This is a genomic window from Bacillus sp. BC08 (assembly GCF_054326875.1).
In genome coordinates this window covers 82,447-99,956 of sequence record NZ_JBTGPA010000023.1, presented here as the reverse complement: position 1 = coordinate 99,956, position 17,510 = coordinate 82,447, and the positions used below count along the sequence as shown (strand labels likewise).

Here is a 17,510-nt window from a genome sequence, read left to right as displayed (position 1 = left end):
CCTATTTTCCTGACAAAATTTCTTGCTCCATCATATTAACAATACTAAATATTTCGTCTTTTTTAGTTTTTAATGCAGCCTTATTCACAATCATTCGAGCAGATATAGAACACATTTCCTCAAATACAATGAGTCCATTTTCTTGTAATGTTGTTCCTGTTTCAACAATATCAACAATTGCATCTGCCAACCCAAGAATAGGAGCGATTTCTACAGAACCTTCTATTTTAATAATTTCTACATCCTCTCCTTTATCATGAAAATAGTTAGAAGTAATATGAGGATATTTCGTTGCAATACGTTTCTTCCGGTAGCTCTTCGGATTATAAGTAGGAATAGAAGCTACACAAAACTTACACACGCCTACTCCTAAATCCAACATTTCATAAATATCTTTCTCGTTTTCCATTAAAATATCTTTTCCAACGACCCCAATATCAGCTACTCCATGTTCTACATAAGTAGCAACATCTACTGCTTTCACTAAAATAAATGAAACATCTGTATTTTTACTTTGAAAGACAAGCTTTCTTCCTTTATTTTTGAGCTCTGAACAATCAATTCCAATCTGCTCAAAGAGCGGAATCACATGCTTCTCTAATCTTCCTTTCGTTAACGCAATTTGAATGTTACGCATGAGGTTTCTCCTTCTTTCTGGACTACCCATTTCTCTTTCCATACATATTCCACTAATGATTCATTCTTTGCCTCAACGACCGTTACTATTTGATTTTTTCTTGCAAATTGAAAGGTGTCGTTTACATTAGAGAATAAGGATAGCTCTACTTTTTTCCCGTCTTTTTGAAGTAAATTTCGTAATCTTTCCGCTTCTGCTAATCTATTTAACTCATAATGAATAATAATATCTATTCTCTTTCGTTCATATGGTTCTTGCTGCTCTTGCAGCGCCTTCACAATTTGATTGACTTGCACCGCGAGTCCAACAGCCGGCAGCATTTCTCCAAAATTCCCAATTAACTCATCATATCTTCCACCACTAACAATTTCTTCTCCAATTTCATATATATACCCTTTGAAAATAACTCCCGTATAGTAATCCAGATGTTGGATCATACCTAAATCAATTGATATGTAAGATCCATAGCCTAGTTTTTCAATTGCTTCATATATTTCTTTCACTCTTGCGATGGCCATTTTCATTTCATTACTTGAGGCGAGTTTTTCCGCTTCCTCAATTACTTCTAAATTCCCAAATAACCTTGGTAATTTCTCAAGTAATCTTACTGTTTCATCACATCGATCTAATTTCTTTTCTCTAATAAAATTTGATAGAGCAGCATAATTTTTACTTTCAATATATGTTCTAAGTACTCGCTCTTCTTCTTCATGAATGGAGAGCTTTTTGACAATACATTTATATAACTGCACTTGCCCAATCTCTATTGTAAAAGATTGCACCTTCACCTTTTGAAGTGATTGAATGACGCTTATGACGCATTCAATTTCAGCTCTTACATTATCAATCCCAATAATTTCAATACCACTTTGTACAATTTCATTATATTTTCCAGTAAGGGACTCATTCGCCCGAAATACATTCCCTCCATACGTTAGTTTTAGCGGCGTATCCCACCTCTGCGTTCCCATCACTCTCGCTAAAGGAATTGTCATATCTGGACGCAAGACGATAATCCGTCCCTTTTCATCAAAAAATTTATACATCTTTTCTTCATCTATCGGTCTATTTTGAAAGGCAAACACATCATAAAATTCTATTGTTGGTGTCCTTATTTCTTCATAACCTCTCTCTAAAAAAGTACGTCTTAATTTTTGCTCCACTTCTTCAATTAACGTACATTCTTCGAATAAATAGTCTCTCGTTCCATTTGGATTTGCCCGTTTCCATTTTGTCATCTAAATTCTCACACCTTTCCTTTTCTAATGTATGCCTATTTCGTGCACCTAAACCGAAAATAAAAAGAGCCTTGTAGACAAAATACCTACAAGGCTCTTTAGTAGAGTGTAGGTACAACGGGAATAACCCTTGTGCCTACACGTTTTCACGCTAGGTTCAAGGGCTTTATGTATGATGATGTAGTTGTGTAAGCATTTCAATAGGTTGCACGATATTCATAATACTTACTCCCTTTCTCCTCTGATTTTTTACATAGTATATAATACTTAATTCTGAATGTAAATACATTTCGAACATTCCGTTATTTCTTAATATAAAGCTACTTCCCTTTCATATTCTACAATTTCTTGTTCATATTGCATTGTAATGCTAATTTCATCTAGACCATTTAATAATTTCTCTTTCCACATTTTCTCGATTGTAAAATGAAACCTGTGCGTACTCGTTGTAATGACTTCATTCTCTAAATCTACTTCTATTTGTTCTCTCGCATCCGTTTTGACAAGTTGTTCTCGCATTTCTTTATCCATTACTATTGGTAACATACCATTTTTCATACAATTCATATAAAAAATATCTGCAAACCCGCCAGCGATAATAACGTGGAAACCATAATCAGCAAGCGCCCACGGAGCATGTTCTCTTGAAGAACCGCAACCAAAATTATCACCTGTAATTAATATACTTGCTCCTTTTCTATCTTGTGCATTAAGTGGAAAATTAGGGTTTTCATGGCGGTTATTATCATAACGCCATTCATCGAATAAATATTTTCCAAATCCCGTTCTTTCAATTCTCTTTAAATATTGCTTCGGAATAATTTGATCTGTATCAATATTATCATTCATCAATACTGCGGCAGTACCTTTATGAATACGAAATGGCTCCATCATAACTCTCCTTTCTAGTATCAACAAAATGACCATATAACGCAGCTGCTGCCGCCATTGCTGGGCTAACCAAATGTGTTCGCGCTCCTTTTCCTTGTCTTCCTTCAAAATTACGGTTTGAAGTGGAAGCACAATGTTCTCCTTCAGGTACTTGATCTGGATTCATTCCAAGACACATTGAACATCCAGGTTCTCTCCATTCAAATCCTGCTTCTTCAAATATATGATGTAGTCCTTTTTGCATAGCGGCTTCTCTTACCCTTTTCGATCCAGGCACAACGAGTGCTCGCACACCTTCTTTTACCTTTCTCCCTTTCACAACAGATGCAGCAATTTCTAAATCAGAAAGCCTGGAATTTGTACAAGATCCAATAAAAACATGCTGAACTGGAATGTCATACGTACTTTGTCCAGGGCTTAATCCCATATAAGAAAATGCTCTTTCATCATTTGCATCATACTTTTCTGGCAATTTTTCATCAATACGAACACCCATACTCGGGTTTGTTCCCCACGTAACGTACGGTGCTAAATCCGCCACATCAATTGAAATATGCAAATCGTAAATTGCATCTGAATCTGTATACAGTTCCGACCATTTTTTCTCGAAAGTTTCATAATCTTTCGGTGCATATTTACGTCCTTTTACATAAGCAAATGTTTTTTTATCTGGTGCTATAATACCAGCCTTTGCTCCTCCTTCAATTGCCATATTACAAAGCGTCATTCTCTCTTCCATCTCCATAGCTCCAATTGTCTCTCCGTAAAATTCCATTACGTATCCAGTTCCAACTGCTACACCGTACTTTGAAAGGAGATGCAAAATAATATCTTTTGCGTAAACACCTTTCTGTAATTTCCCTTTTAACTCAATGCCCATTGCTTTCGGTTTACGTTGCCATAACGTTTGCGTCGCCAATACATGTTCCACTTCACTCGTACCAATACCAAATGCTAGCGCGCCAAACGCACCGTGCGTTGCTGTATGACTATCACCACAAACAATTGTTTTTCCTGGCTGTGTGAGCCCAAGTTCTGGTCCGATAACGTGAACAATCCCTTGTTCTTCATCTCCAATATCCGCTAACGGTACCTGAAATTGTTTACAATTTTCCCGAAGTGTATCTAGTTGCTGCTTCGCAATGCGATCGGTAATATTCCAAACATCTTTCGTTGGAATATTATGATCCATCGTTGCGAATGTTAAATCTGGTCTACGGACTGTTCGATTTGTAAGCCGCAAGCCTTCAAAGGCTTGCGGTGACGTTACTTCGTGAACAAGATGCAGATCTATATATAATAAATCTAATCCATTTTCGTTTGTCGTAACTATATGTCTTTCCCAAAGTTTATCTAGCAACCTTTTCCCCATTATCTCCCTCTCCCTACTAACGCTTGCTCTTCCATTTCTTGCATAACTGCCTTCGTAAATGAAGTTGTCGTTTCAGTCCCCCCGATATCTGCTGTACATTTCCCTGATGTAAGGACTGTAGAAATTGCTTCTTCAATTGCACACCCTTCTCTCGTTAATCCGAACGATTGCCCAAGCATCATTGCAACAGAGCGCATCATTGCAATTGGGTTCGCCCTATTCTTCCCAGCAATATCCGGTGCTGAACCGTGAATAGGCTCGTATAATGAAGGTCCCTTTTCAGCGTGACTTGCTGATGGAAGCATCCCTAATGATCCAGCTAATACAGAAGCCTCGTCACTCAAAATATCTCCAAATAAATTTTCAGTTACTATTACATCAAACCGTCCTGGATTTCGAATTAACTCCATCGCAGCGGCATCTACTAAAATATGTTCTAGTTCAACGTTTGGATAACGAAGTGCCACTTCTTCTGTCACAGTTCGCCATAGTTTACTAGACTCTAAAACATTCGCCTTATCAATCGATGTTACTTTCTTTTTCCGCTTACTTGCTAATTGAAAAGCATACGAAACGATACGTTCAATTTCATGACGATGATACGTAAGTGTATCTGTTGCTACTTCGTCCGTTCGTTCTTTCGGATAAGAAAAATAAATTCCCCCTGTTAATTCACGAACGACAACGAAATCAATTTCATCAGCCTTTTTTAATGGCGATAAATGTGCCGTTGCGCTTTCTACCGTTACAGGGCGAACATTCGCAAATACGCCGAGTCCTTTTCTTAAAGCTAATAATCCTTTCTCTGGTCTTTCTCTCGCACTATCCCACCTTGGTCCACCAACTGCTCCTAGTAAAACTGCATCACTTGCTAAACAGGCGGCAAGCGTTCGTTGTGGTAATGGTTGCCCATTTAAATCGATAGCACTCCCGCCAAAGTACTCATCTTGCAAATGAAAACGATGCCCATATAATCTCTCTACCATATGCAATACTTCCTTCGCACTTTCCATAACTTCTGGGCCAACACCATCACCAGCTAAACAAACGATACGTTTTTCCAATTTCAACACTCCTTTTAACCGAATTTTCAGAACTTTATTTTGATAGGTGAGGAAAGCTTTTCTCACCTATCAACTACTTATTTCACAAGCTGGATAAAAGATTTTAATTTCCCCGCCGCATGAACATATGCTCTCGCCGACGCTTCCAATACGTCTTGCGCGACACCAAAACCTGATACTTGATGCGTTCCTTCTTTTAATTCAACATGAACATGAGCAAGTGCGTCTTGACCTTGTGTAATAGATTGTATGCGATAATCTGCCAATTCACATTCTAAGCCTAAAATTCTTTGGATTGCATTATAAATCGCTTCAATACTACCTGAGCCAGTAGCTGCATCTTCGTATACATTCCCTTCTTCATCTTTTAATACAACTGTCGCGCATTGTGTACTATTTGATACGAAATGTACTTGCAGTTGCGTAATGGTGTATTGCTGAGCCGCAAATGCTGCTTCACCAAGCATAAGTGCACGTAAATCTTCCTCCGTAATTTCCTTCTTACGATCAGCTAATTTTTTAAATGCTTCAAACACCGCATCTCGTTCTTCCTTTGTAAATTCATAACCAAGCTCTTTCATTTTTTCTGTAAACGCGTGACGTCCAGAATGTTTTCCAAGTACAAATAGATTTTGAGATTCACCTACTAGCTCTGGTTCAATAATCTCATACGTTGTCACTTCTTTTAATACACCATCTTGATGAATTCCTGATTCATGAGCGAATGCATTTGCTCCAACAATCGCTTTATTTTTCGGTACAACCATACCTGTTAATCTGCTTACTAATGTACTCGTCGCTTTAATTTCTTTTAGCGTCATAGAAGACTCTGCTTTATAGAAATCTTTTCTAATATGAAGAGCAACTGCGACTTCTTCTAACGCTGCATTCCCTGCTCTTTCTCCAATTCCATTAATTGTTCCTTCTACTTGCAATGCTCCACCTTCAACCGCAGCTAATGAATTTGCTACAGCCATCCCAAGATCATCGTGACAATGACAAGAGAAAATTGCTTTTTCATATGAAGGAACGGATTCTTGTAAGTATTTAAAAAGAGAATAATATTCTTCTGGATTCGTATATCCAACTGTATCTGGAATATTAATTACATTTGCTCCTGCACGAATCGCGACTTCTACTGCTTCAGCTAAAAAATCTCTTGCTGTTCTTGTCGCATCTTCTGCAGAAAATTGTACTGTCGGAAATAACGATTTCCCAAGTGTAACCGAACGATGAATACTATCTAATACATCTTCCTTTGACATACAAAGTTTATACTTCATATGAATATCACTCGTAGCTAAAAATACGTGTAGACGAGGAGATACAGCACCTTTCACAGCTTCATATGCTCTTCGAATATCACTTTCTTTCGCTCTAGCTAAACTCATAACTGTAGCATTTTGAATCGTATTTGCGATGCGTTTTACCGACTGAAAATCCCCTTCGGAAGCTGCTGCAAATCCAGCTTCCATGACATGAATACCTAGTCTCTCTAATTGCCTTGCAATTTGCAATTTCTCTTGTTCATTTAAATTCACTCCTGGTGATTGTTCGCCATCACGTAGCGTCGTATCCATGAACAAAATCTGCTTCATATTATTTGACCCCTGCCTTTACTCGTGGCTGTACGAAAGGCATCATTTCACGTAATTTACGTCCAACTACTTCGATTTCATGTTCATTCTCTTTCTCATTTGTCGCATGGAAATTTGGTTTTCCTGCTTTATGCTCTGCAATCCAACCTCTTGCAAATGTACCATCTTGAATTTCGGCTAGCACTGCACCCATCGCTTTCTTCGTATCTTCCGTTACAACGCGTGGTCCTGATACGAAGTCGCCCCACTGCGCTGTATCTGAAACTGAATATCTCATATTTTCAAGTCCACCTTCATACATAAGGTCAACGATTAGTTTAAGTTCATGTAAACATTCAAAATATGCAAGTTCAGGCTGGTATCCTGCATCAACCAACGTTTCAAATCCAGCTTTCACCAGCGCGGTTACTCCGCCGCAAAGTACAGCTTGCTCTCCAAATAGATCTGTTTCTGTTTCTTCTTTAAACGTCGTTTCTAATACGCCCGCTCTCGTCGCTCCAATTCCATCAGCATAAGAAAGTGCCTTTTCAGTCGCAACTCCTGTTGCATCTTGGTATACTGCAAATAATGCAGGAACAGCTCCGCCTTCAGCAAACGTACGGCGTACAAGATGCCCTGGACCTTTAGGCGCTACTAGAAATACATCTACATTAGCTGGTGGTTTCACTTGATCAAAGTGAACATTAAATCCGTGTGCAAAAACGAGAGAATTTCCTGCCTGTAAATTTGGTGCAATTTCCCCTTCATATACTTCTGGCTGCAGTTCATCCGGTAGTAGAATCATTACTAAATCAGCCTGCTCCGCTGCTTCTGCTACTGTATATACAGAAAATCCATCTTCTTTCGCTTTATCCCAAGACTTCCCTTTTCTTAAACCTACTACTACATCAAATCCGTTATCACGCAAGTTTTGCGCATGCGCATGACCCTGCGAGCCATATCCGATGATTGCTACTTTCTTTTCTTTTAATACATTTACCGTTACATCTTTTTCATAATAAACCTTTGTCATTTTCATTTCCCCCTATATATAAATGATTATTGAATTAACATAACTTGCTTATCTTGTTTTTTCATACTACGCGTAAATGCTGTTACACCTGTTCTAGCAATTTCTTTCAAACCGTATGGACGAAGTAATTCAATTAACGCCTCTACTTTCTCCTGCGTACCAGTTACTTGCACAACTATGGAATCCTTCCCAACATCTATTACAGCGGCTCGAAACGGTTCAATTAAACTATATAATTCTGCTCTTGCTACTGATGTTGCGACTTTAATAAGTGCAAGTTCTCTTGCGATCATCGCTTCTTCTGTAATATCTGATACTTTCATAACATCAATTTGCTTATGAAGTTGTTTAATTAACTGCTCAACTTGCTGCTCATTTTCAACGTGTACAACAATCGTCATCCGTGATATGTCTGATGATTCTGTATGACCTACTGAAATACTTTCAATATTAAAATGCCTTCGTGTCATAACACCTGTAATTCGGTTTAACACACCACTTTGATTTCGAACTGTCGCTGTAACAATTCTCTTCACCTTTTTTCCACTCCCTCCATTTGGTGAACACCTTTCCCTGGCGCAACCATTGGCATTACCTTTTCTGATTGAAGTACACGGCAATCAATTACGACCGGTTCTTGTAATTCAATCGCATGCTGTATTTGCTTCTTTGCAAGAAGTGGATCATCTATTCGAACTCCTTTTATGCCATACGCATTCGCAAGAGCGACGAAATCTGGTTGACACGACAGTAAAGAGTGCGAGTATCTTTGATTATAAAATTCATCTTGCCATTGTCTTACCATTCCTAAAGCTTCATTATTTAAAATAAACACTTTAACAGGTAAGGAGTGTTCTTTTAACACACTTAATTCTTGCAGGGTCATTTGAAATCCAGCGTCACCGACAATTGCAATAACTAGTTCCTCAGGCTTTGCAATTTGTGCCCCAATTGCTGCTGGAAATCCGAACCCCATCGTTCCTAATCCTCCTGAAGTTACCCATTTATCTGGATTTTTCAGCGGATAGTATTGGGCTACCCACATTTGATGTTGCCCAACATCTGTTGTTACAATCGCTTCTCCCTTCGTAATTTCATATAACATATCAATTGCGTATTGAGGCTTAATACTTTCAGAGTTTCGTTTATAAGAGAATGGATACTGTTCTTTTCTACTCTTTAATAAAGTGATCCATTCATAATGATTTTCTTTCCTTCCTTCCGGTTGAAGTAATGCTTCCAACGCTTGCTTAGCACTTGCAACAATAGGAATTTCAGTCGGCACATTTTTCCCGATTTCTGCTGGATCAATATCGATATGCGCAACAGTCGCCTCTTTAGCAAAATAAGCTAAATTCCCTGTAAGCCGATCATCAAATCTCGCACCTACATTAATGAGTAAGTCACATTCATATAACGCCATATTGGCTGTGTAAGAACCATGCATTCCTCCCATTCCTAAAAATAGTTCATCATCTGGCGGAAAGCCACCGAGACCAAGTAATGTATGCACAACGGGAATTTCATATTTACGAGCAAAACTCGTTAACTCTTTTGATGCTTTCGCATGCAATACACCTGCTCCAGCTAAAATTAACGGCTTGTTTGCAGCACGAATTGCTTGTAATAATTTGTTTATTTGGAGTAGATTCGGTTCATAATTCGGGTTGTATCCTGGTAAATCCATTTGTACGTCATTACATCGTTCTCCTTGCTCTACCACCATATCTTTTGGAAGGTCAATAACGACTGGGCCTGGTCTTCCTGTTCTAGCAATATGAAATGCTTCTTTAATAATTCGAGGTAAATCTGAAGCCTTTCGCACTTGATAGTTATGTTTTGTCACCGGCATCGTAAGCCCCATAATATCCGCTTCTTGGAAAGCATCACTTCCAATTAACGTTGTTGCTACTTGCCCTGTAAATACAACAAGTGGTAACGAATCAATCATCGCATCTGCAAGACCTGTAATAACATTTGTAGCACCTGGTCCACTCGTTGCAATGACAACACCTGGATTACCAGTAATTCTGGCATACCCTTCAGCGGCGTGAATAGCACCTTGCTCATGCCTTGTTAAAATATGTGGAATTTCACAGTCATAGAGTGCATCATAAAGAGGTAAAACAGCACCACCAGGATAACCGAAAATTACTTCTACTCCTTCCTTTTCTAGCGCTTCTAACAATAGCTGTGCACCGGTTGCCAGTTTCTCTTCCGTTTTTGAAGACATTGTTCTTATAAGCCCCCTTTTTGAAAACTTTTATCAATAAAAAAAATCCTACGTCCACACTCCAGCTATGTGCTGAAGGGACGAAAGATTTCGCGGTACCACCCTTCTTTGCAAGAATACTCTTGCCTCAGTGACCCATAAATGAGTCTAGCTAATAACGGAGCTACCGTCTAAGCCTAGACAAATGCTTCAGCTTAGCACTTAAGGGCGATGTTCGTCGACGTGAACCATCGGTTTTCAGCAACCACCGACTCTCTGTGAGGCTTCACAATCAACTACTCCTCCCTCTCAACGCTTTCTTATGTTATAAAAAGTTGTTATCCAACTTTATTTTCTTCGTAAATTTTCTCTCCATCTTCTATAACTAATTTTCGGAATTCTTCTAATAAACGATTCGTATGTGGACCTGTTTGCCCTAAACCAATCGTTCTACCATCTACTGTCGTAACAGCAATTACTTCTGCAGCCGTTCCTGTTAAAAATACTTCATCAGCTACATATACATCATGTCTTGTAAATAACTCTTCTCTAACGTCATATCCAAGTTTTTCACCGATTTCTAAAATAGCGTTTCGTGTAATACCTTCTAACGCTCCAGCAGAACTTGGTGGTGTAATTAATTTATTTCCTTTTACAATAAACACGTTATCTCCTGAACCTTCAGCTACGTATCCTTGATCATTTAACATAAGTGCTTCTTGTACTCCAGCTAATTTCGCTTCAATACGAACTAAAATATTGTTTAAGTAATTTAAAGATTTTACTTGAGGCGACAAAACATCTGGACGGTTTCGGCGCGTTGCAACTGTTACAACCGGAATCCCTTTTTCATAATATTCTTGTGGGAATAAAGATAGTTGTTCTGCAATTACGACTACATTCGGTTTCTTACAAGAATCAGGATCTAATCCAAGATTTCCTGCACCTCTCGATACAACAAGGCGAATGTATCCATTAGATAATTTATTTTGTCGAATCGTCTCAACAACAATATTCGCTACTTCATCTAAAGAATATGGAATTTCTAACATGATGGATTTTGCTGATTCATATAATCGGACAAGATGCTCTCTCAAACGGAAAACATTACCGCTATAAACTCTAATTCCTTCAAATACTCCATCTCCATATAAATAACCATGATCATATACTGAAACTTTTGCTTCGTCTTTTGGAACAAATTCTCCATTTAAGAAAATCCATTGCTCATTCACTGGAAAGCGCCTCCTATGTTCTATGAATTTTTTATTGTTTCCTAGTTTACTCTCCTTTCTAAATAAATCAAGTAAATTTTTAGAAAATTTATAATTTTTAATCGTACGTACATCTTTGATTATATTGATTTAATAGCGTTGTTAACGTTTACAAAAAGTCAAAAAAATTTTTTCGCCAAATTCCACTAAAAAAAATATTTGTTTAAAAGAAGGATTTTCATCAATTGATACGAATCTATTGTATTCAATAAACGGACGTCCGTTTTTATAAATTCGGGAATATACAACGACTTTTGCTGAAAAAGGGGGAAAATAATAAAAATAACGCTGTCTAAAAATAACATTCATATTTTTCATCTCGCAATCATAATCCTATTTTTAAAAAACAATTTGTCAAAATGAAGGAGGAAATCAATATGGCGTGCGTACAAATTAAAGGAACGAGACAAGAGGTAGTAGAAATGCTGCAACTATTTGATCTAATGGATACGAAAGGTTTTTGTAAATTCGATAATTATGTAGAGGTAGAACCAAATAATAAAGAACATAATAATTTTATTGCTTCAATTGACATTCATTCAAATACTTCTTCCGCCCAAGATACTTTAAACGATCAATTCGTAAGTCAAATGCTTACTGGTGTATATAACGACTAAATAAAGTAATACGTTAATTCTACCCGTAAATAGCAGGATAAATATAGACTTCCTACCTTCTTTGCATAAAGTGAAACTTTAATCAGCCCTCACCAATCGGACTTTTATGGGCAGTTGATCCCCAACCTAACTTCTTTGCTTTCGCTGCATGTTGAGGTGAGGGGCTTACTGCCCATTAAAGCGGGATAAATATATGCAATGTACTTGAGCATACTAGCAACTAGATGGTAGGAGGTGAGAATTATGGCTAGAATTGGCGTTGAAAACTCATTAACAGATGTTCAGCAAGCTCTTAAGCAACAGGGACATGAGGTTGTTACCCTTCACTCCGAACATGATGCACAAGGATGCGATTGTTGTGTTGTAACTGGGCAAGATTCCAATATGATGGGTATTGCAGATGCATCCATTAAGGGATCGGTAATTACAGCTCATGGTTTAACAACAGATGAAATTTGTCAGCAAGTTGATAGCCGCACTTAAAAAAGAAAGAGGACTCCTTTTGAAAAGGAGTCCTCTTTTTTATATTCACCTAACGGGAAAGTAACATATACTGGATGAAAGCCCTACCTCTCTCTCATCATTACGGTTCCACTGACCGCTCCTTGATTCACTAGTATACATATAAAGCCTACAATAATAATTTATAGGGTTTGTTCACAAAAGTTGTTGGTAAGACTACCCGATCTTTCGCAAACTTTTCGTATTATATTTATAAGATTTATTTATTTTACACTAGCTGTAACCGAGACACGAATTAAAATTTTAACATCAATACAATAACTTGTCAATATTTTTTACAAATTAAAAACAGACAGTAACGGTTTGTCTGTTTTAGAATGGAGCTTTTTCTTTTATTACATATACAACAAAACCGCTTACTAACATACATAAGCCAACTACTAGGTTTTTGATATTAATCATAAATTCCTCTCCCTTATTCCACACATCATATATATTTACAGTTCAATTATTCCGATCATCTTAAAGCGCACTTTTTCTAATATATCATAATTCCTAAAAAATGCAAGTTCACTTTTGGCGACCATTTACAAATTTATCTACAGTGCTTGGTACAGTATTTAAAGCCTTTTCAATTAAATGCGTACTACTATTGAGGTGCAATACTTGCACACCGTTAGAACCAACTACTAAAAAAGCAACTGGGCTAATAGAAACCCCAGCCCCGCTTCCGCCTCCAAATGGATGACTTTGCTTGTTCTCTTTATGCTGTCCTTGTCCGTTATTATGTTTTTCAGAAATAAAATCCCCTTTAAAATCACTTCCGCCGGCACCAAAACCAAAAGCCACTTGAGATACTGTTAATACTACATTTCCATCAGCCGTTGAAACTGGACTTCCAACAATCGTATTTACATCTACCATCTCTTTTAAATTTGTCATTGCTGTTTTCATTAAATTTTCAATTGGATGTTCCATTATGTATTGCACCCTTTCCTTCTTATTCTTTTTTATACTTTCCAAAATAGAGGAAGTCATACTAACTTTTCCTATTTCAAAAAAACAATTTCTTCCTTCTAAATGGATATTACTCCCTGTACATACTCGGATAAAGTGAAACTTTAATCAGTGGGGGTTTTCTTCATCCCCCACTGATTATCAGCCCTCACCAATTGGAATTTAATGGACAGCTCGACCTAACTTCTTTGCTTTCGCTGAATTTTGAGATGGGGGGCTTACTGCCCATTAAAGCGGGATAAAAAAGAAAAAGAGAAACATACTACTATTGAACCTTGTTATGAAAGGAGTCATGACTTTGACTGAGAAATTTGATGAGTATAAAAAAAGAGATAGAATAGATAGTGATTATAGTGACTATAAAGAAGAATATGCAGCTGAGGTTGCACCACAGCGCATTGATTATGATTACGATGAGAAAGATCATAAAGATGATGTAAGATCGTCTGCGGCTGGATCAACGGCTGGCTTTATCGCTCTTGCCTTATCTATTTTATCACTCTTTACCTTCCCAACATTATTTGGTCTTGTTTCTGTATTACTAGGGATTTACGCTTATAATCGTGGAGCTACTGTAACTGGTGGCATTGCTGCGATTGTCGGCGGAATTGCAGCACTTATTGCAATTCTATTCCGAGTAGCGCTTGTTGGATTATTGTTCTCCCTTTTTTAAAAAGAAAAAGGTATCTCGCTTATGCGGGATACCTTATCCTGTAAATACATCTTCTGATGGATATTTAATTTTTTGTTTTGCTGGTCGCGCTAAAGAAAACACAAGTGTTAACGGTCCAATTAATCCGCAAAACATAACAAACATAATAATACATTTTCCAAACGCTGATAACTTTGCAGTAATCCCCATCGTTAACCCTACTGTACCGAACGCTGAAATTGTTTCAAATAGTAACTGAATAAAGCTGAAGTTTTCTGTAAGCATTAATACAAATACTGCTGTAAAAATGAGGATTTGACTAGCAACAGCAATAGCTAACGCTCTCGTTACTGTCGACATTTTAATTGTACGCTGAAATAAAACGATTTCCTCTTTCTTTCTAAAGAAAGAAAGGACGGATGTAACTAAAATAACAAACGTTGTTAATTTAATCCCTCCACCTGTTGATACACTTCCTGCGCCAATAAACATTAAAACCATCGTAAATAATATAGATGATTCTTCCATCCCCCCGTAGTCAACTGTATTAAATCCAGCAGTACGAGGAGTAATACCTTGGAAGAAAGAAGCCCATAACTTTTCATTTAATGGTAAATCCCCTAACGTCTTCATATTATTATATTCTAATACAAAAATCACAATCATCGCTATAACATTTAGCACTACCGTTCCAACAATCATAATTTTGGAATGAAGCGATAATTTTCGGAAACTACGGCTATACCATACATCAATTAATACAGTAAAACCGAGACCACCTATTACAATTAAAGAGCAAATCCCAATATTAATAATAGGATCTCCTACATACCTTGTTAAATTATCCGGCCATAGAGCAAATCCAGCATTATTATAAGATGCAATAACGTGAAAAATACTATAGTATACGCCTTTTCCAAAACCAAACTCTGGAATAAAGCGAAACGATAAAAAGATGACTCCAATAAGCTCAATACAAATTGAAAATATAAAGACACGTTTTACTAATTTTACAAGACCACCTATATTTGTCTGATTAAATGCCTCTCCAATTAATAATCGATGGCGTAATCCGATTTTTTTACCTAATACCCAAACAATTAAAATGGCAATTGTCATAAGACCTAAACCGCCTGTTTGAATTAAAAACATAATAACAATCTCGCCAAACATCGTAAACGTACTTGCAGTATCTACTACTCCCAATCCCGTTACAGTCGCTGCTGACGTCGCCGTAAAGAAAGCATCTACCCAACTAATATGTACTTTCGTTGCGAATGGTAACTTTAATAACAAACCGCCAACCACAATTAGGAAGAAAAAACCTAATGCTAATATTTGTGGTGGATTTAATCGTATAAAACGATTATACAGCCCTTGTCTTTTCGTTACTTCCATATTCACTAACTCCCTTTTCCCCCTCATAACTAAAGGCTTATAAAAGCCCTTACATAGTGGGATAAACCTTATATTCTTATAATATAGTTGAGCATAATCCTTTTTTCCAAAGATTTCAACTTTTATTTATAATCGAACTTTACTTCATTTTATGATGAGACACTTTCTATACTATTTATTGTTACTCTACAACTCTCGCAACAATCATTTTATATGTATCATTTCTCAAATCCTCATACCTTTCACTCTATGTTCACACCAAGGTCACATCTATCTTTTATAGTATATGTATCGAAGTTGTTCCTCCCTAATTTATAAGACATTCCCCAGTGTCTTGAACAACTTCCATCCCTAATTAAATTGACATAAATTGTCCCCTTCCCTAGACCATCCTATGTGATGGTCTATTTTGTTTTCTGACTAGATTCCCCATTTTTTTCACTTACTCTAGCGAAAGCAATCTATATTTAAATAGATATTTTTATGCAAAATATTCAGAAAATACCGTTAAATAAAACGGTTTTTCGGTACAATTAATGTAGAAAGTAATTTCACAAAAATAAGGGGGGTTTTATTGAAACAAACAAAAGCAATCTTAATTGCATTATTTCTCGGTTTAGTTGTCGGACTCACTTTAAATTTAGTTGCACCATCCATTTTTGAACCATTAAATCAATATGTGTTCAATCCACTTGGTCAATTGTTTATTCGACTCATTAAAATGCTAGTTGTTCCTGTTGTGTTCATTTCTATCGTGCTTGGGGCTGCTGGGCTTGGAGACCCGAAACAACTTGGAAGAATCGGCTTAAAATCAATTTCATTCTTTCTTGTCACTACAGCCGTTGCCATCTCTATTGCAGTTACATTTGCACTTACTATACAACCAGGATCTGGCGGTAACTTTAAAACCGAAGGCCTTAAATATGAAGGTGCAAAAACCGAAACATCTTTCGTCGATACATTGCTCAATATCGTACCAGATAATCCAGCACAAGCAATGGCTGATGGAAACATGTTACAAATTATTTCTTTTGCCGTATTAATCGGACTCGGTATCGCTATTTTAGGAAAACGAGTTCAAGGTATCCATTCATTACTTGAACAGGGCAACGAATTAATGATGTATCTCGTTAATCTCGTTATGAAATTAGCTCCAATTGGAACATTCGGGTTGCTTGCTTCATCCTTTGGTAAAATGGGTCTTGCAGGCGTCGCTGCGATGTTCAAGTATATGATTGTCGTTATGCTAGTACTTATTATTCACGGCGTCTTCGTATATGGTGGATTATTAAAGGTATTAGCAAAAGAAAGCATTGTCCGTTTCTTTAAACATTTCGGACCGGTCATGGCAATTGGATTTAGTACATCTAGCTCTAATGCATCTCTTCCGTTTGCAATGAAAACCGCACAAGAAAAACTTGGCGTTCCAAAAGCGATAAGTTCTTTTGTACAACCACTAGGTGCAACGATTAATATGGATGGTACTGCCATTATGCAAGGCGTAGCAACTGTGTTTATCGCTCAAGTATACGGAGTTGAACTTACTATGTCCCAATTAGCTATCGTCGTATTGACTGCTGTACTAGCTAGTATCGGCACTGCCGGTGTACCAGGTGTTGGACTCGTAATGCTGACGATGGTTTTAAATCAAGTAAATCTACCAGTAGAAGGTATTGCCTTAATTATCGGTATTGACCAACAGCTGTAAACATTTCTGGTGATGCAATTTGCGCAATGATTGTTGCAAAATCAGAAGAAAAATATAATACGGATCAATCTGCAGCATCTTAAATCAAAAAAGGAGTGAATCATTTCACTCCTTTTTTGATTTACTTCCTTTTTTCGAACGATATTCTTTCCCTTTGTTATCATTACCAGTCTCAAATTCCGCACTAAACTCTTGCTGAAATTGCCCTGATTTTGGTGAGCCTTGATTTCCGCTCCCTTTACTACCATTTCGATTTGTCATATTTCTGCCCCCTTCCTTTACTAGTAGTATGTTACATATTTTCTTTTTTATAATCTTTTACATAAGAAAGAAGACCTTCCTCATATAAGGAAGGTCT

The 17,510-nt window shown here is 37.2% G+C and carries 18 protein-coding genes, 1 pseudogene and 1 other annotated feature; of the genes and pseudogenes, 4 read left to right on the top strand and 15 right to left on the bottom strand.

The genetic code is table 11. The features are described 5' to 3' along the window. Nucleotide 1 precedes the first annotated feature (1 nt). The 11 genes from hisG to ACXVYO_RS05365 all read right to left on the bottom strand — a co-directional run bounded on the left by hisG (nt 2) and on the right by ACXVYO_RS05365 (nt 11,616). Nucleotides 2-637, bottom strand: a complete 636-nt coding sequence (gene hisG, locus ACXVYO_RS05415) for an ATP phosphoribosyltransferase (protein WP_458466219.1) — start codon at nt 635-637, stop codon at nt 2-4. Beyond that, nucleotides 613-1,875 (bottom strand): ATP phosphoribosyltransferase regulatory subunit, encoded by a 1,263-nt coding sequence (hisZ, locus tag ACXVYO_RS05410; RefSeq protein WP_458466218.1) that lies wholly within the window; start codon nt 1,873-1,875, stop codon nt 613-615. The genes hisG and hisZ overlap by 25 nt, the downstream gene beginning before the upstream one ends. Nucleotides 1,876-2,184: 309 nt before the next feature. After that, complete coding sequence (gene leuD / locus ACXVYO_RS05405; protein ID WP_458466217.1) at nt 2,185-2,766, bottom strand: 3-isopropylmalate dehydratase small subunit; 582 nt, start codon at nt 2,764-2,766, stop codon at nt 2,185-2,187. After that, on the bottom strand, nt 2,744-4,138 hold the full coding sequence (gene leuC, locus ACXVYO_RS05400; protein WP_458466216.1) for a 3-isopropylmalate dehydratase large subunit: 1,395 nt from the start codon (nt 4,136-4,138) through the stop codon (nt 2,744-2,746). Before leuC ends, leuD begins: the two co-directional genes overlap by 23 nt. Beyond that, nucleotides 4,138-5,202: a 3-isopropylmalate dehydrogenase gene (leuB, locus tag ACXVYO_RS05395; RefSeq protein ID WP_458466215.1), complete on the bottom strand. Its 1,065-nt coding sequence runs from the start codon at nt 5,200-5,202 to the stop codon at nt 4,138-4,140. The genes leuC and leuB overlap by 1 nt, the downstream gene beginning before the upstream one ends. Nucleotides 5,203-5,279: 77 nt before the next feature. After that, nucleotides 5,280-6,800 carry a 2-isopropylmalate synthase gene (leuA, locus tag ACXVYO_RS05390; protein WP_097843832.1) on the bottom strand — a complete coding sequence of 507 codons (1,521 nt, stop codon included), beginning with the start codon at nt 6,798-6,800 and terminating at the stop codon, nt 5,280-5,282. Between the two features lies 1 nt (nt 6,801). After that, complete coding sequence (gene ilvC, locus ACXVYO_RS05385) at nt 6,802-7,812, bottom strand: ketol-acid reductoisomerase (RefSeq protein ID WP_458466214.1); 1,011 nt, start codon at nt 7,810-7,812, stop codon at nt 6,802-6,804. Between the two features lie 26 nt (nt 7,813-7,838). Then, nucleotides 7,839-8,348 (bottom strand): acetolactate synthase small subunit, encoded by a 510-nt coding sequence (ilvN, locus tag ACXVYO_RS05380; protein WP_240587151.1) that lies wholly within the window; start codon nt 8,346-8,348, stop codon nt 7,839-7,841. Then, complete coding sequence (gene ilvB / locus ACXVYO_RS05375) at nt 8,345-10,045, bottom strand: acetolactate synthase large subunit (protein WP_458466213.1); 1,701 nt, start codon at nt 10,043-10,045, stop codon at nt 8,345-8,347. The genes ilvN and ilvB overlap by 4 nt, the downstream gene beginning before the upstream one ends. A gap of 73 nt (nt 10,046-10,118) precedes the next feature. After that, nucleotides 10,119-10,346, bottom strand: a binding site (T-box leader). Between the two features lie 16 nt (nt 10,347-10,362). Further along, nucleotides 10,363-11,259 (bottom strand): branched-chain-amino-acid transaminase, encoded by an 897-nt coding sequence (gene ilvE, locus ACXVYO_RS05370; protein ID WP_458466212.1) that lies wholly within the window; start codon nt 11,257-11,259, stop codon nt 10,363-10,365. Nucleotides 11,260-11,400: 141 nt separating this feature from the next. Next, on the bottom strand, nt 11,401-11,616 hold the full coding sequence (locus ACXVYO_RS05365) for a hypothetical protein (RefSeq protein ID WP_458466211.1): 216 nt from the start codon (nt 11,614-11,616) through the stop codon (nt 11,401-11,403). A 59-nt stretch (nt 11,617-11,675) separates the two neighbouring features. Between ACXVYO_RS05365 and ACXVYO_RS05360 the strand changes: the two genes are divergently transcribed. Both ACXVYO_RS05360 and ACXVYO_RS05355 read left to right on the top strand, forming a co-directional pair. Beyond that, a complete protein-coding gene (locus tag ACXVYO_RS05360) occupies nt 11,676-11,915 on the top strand; it encodes a DUF3911 family protein (protein ID WP_000752504.1) in 240 nt (79 codons plus the stop codon). A 243-nt stretch (nt 11,916-12,158) separates the two neighbouring features. Next, nucleotides 12,159-12,398 carry a YkuS family protein gene (locus ACXVYO_RS05355; protein WP_458466210.1) on the top strand — a complete coding sequence of 80 codons (240 nt, stop codon included), beginning with the start codon at nt 12,159-12,161 and terminating at the stop codon, nt 12,396-12,398. A gap of 351 nt (nt 12,399-12,749) precedes the next feature. On the opposite strand, the gene ACXVYO_RS05350 is transcribed toward ACXVYO_RS05355, so the two are convergent. Continuing rightward, the gene (locus tag ACXVYO_RS05350) at nt 12,750-12,839 is read right to left on the bottom strand and encodes a hypothetical protein (protein WP_000608225.1); all 90 of its coding nucleotides are present in this window, start codon (nt 12,837-12,839) and stop codon (nt 12,750-12,752) included. A gap of 108 nt (nt 12,840-12,947) precedes the next feature. Continuing rightward, nucleotides 12,948-13,415: a GerW family sporulation protein gene (gene ytfJ, locus ACXVYO_RS05345; protein ID WP_061678666.1), complete on the bottom strand. Its 468-nt coding sequence runs from the start codon at nt 13,413-13,415 to the stop codon at nt 12,948-12,950. 259 nt (nt 13,416-13,674) lie between these two features. Between ytfJ and ACXVYO_RS05340 the strand changes: the two genes are divergently transcribed. After that, on the top strand, nt 13,675-14,067 hold the full coding sequence (locus tag ACXVYO_RS05340; RefSeq protein WP_073517663.1) for an imidazole glycerol phosphate synthase: 393 nt from the start codon (nt 13,675-13,677) through the stop codon (nt 14,065-14,067). A gap of 33 nt (nt 14,068-14,100) precedes the next feature. Here the strand turns inward: ACXVYO_RS05340 and ACXVYO_RS05335 are convergent, their stop codons facing one another. Further along, nucleotides 14,101-15,444, bottom strand: a complete 1,344-nt coding sequence (locus ACXVYO_RS05335) for a TrkH family potassium uptake protein (protein WP_458466209.1) — start codon at nt 15,442-15,444, stop codon at nt 14,101-14,103. A 574-nt stretch (nt 15,445-16,018) separates the two neighbouring features. Here ACXVYO_RS05335 and ACXVYO_RS05330 point away from each other — a divergent pair. Further along, nucleotides 16,019-17,235: pseudogene (locus ACXVYO_RS05330) on the top strand (dicarboxylate/amino acid:cation symporter). 22 nt (nt 17,236-17,257) lie between these two features. Here ACXVYO_RS05330 and ACXVYO_RS05325 read toward each other — a convergent pair. Continuing rightward, entirely contained in the window at nt 17,258-17,413 is a 156-nt protein-coding gene (locus ACXVYO_RS05325; RefSeq protein ID WP_000184931.1) for a hypothetical protein, read from the bottom strand. Between the last annotated feature and the right edge of the window lie 97 nt (nt 17,414-17,510).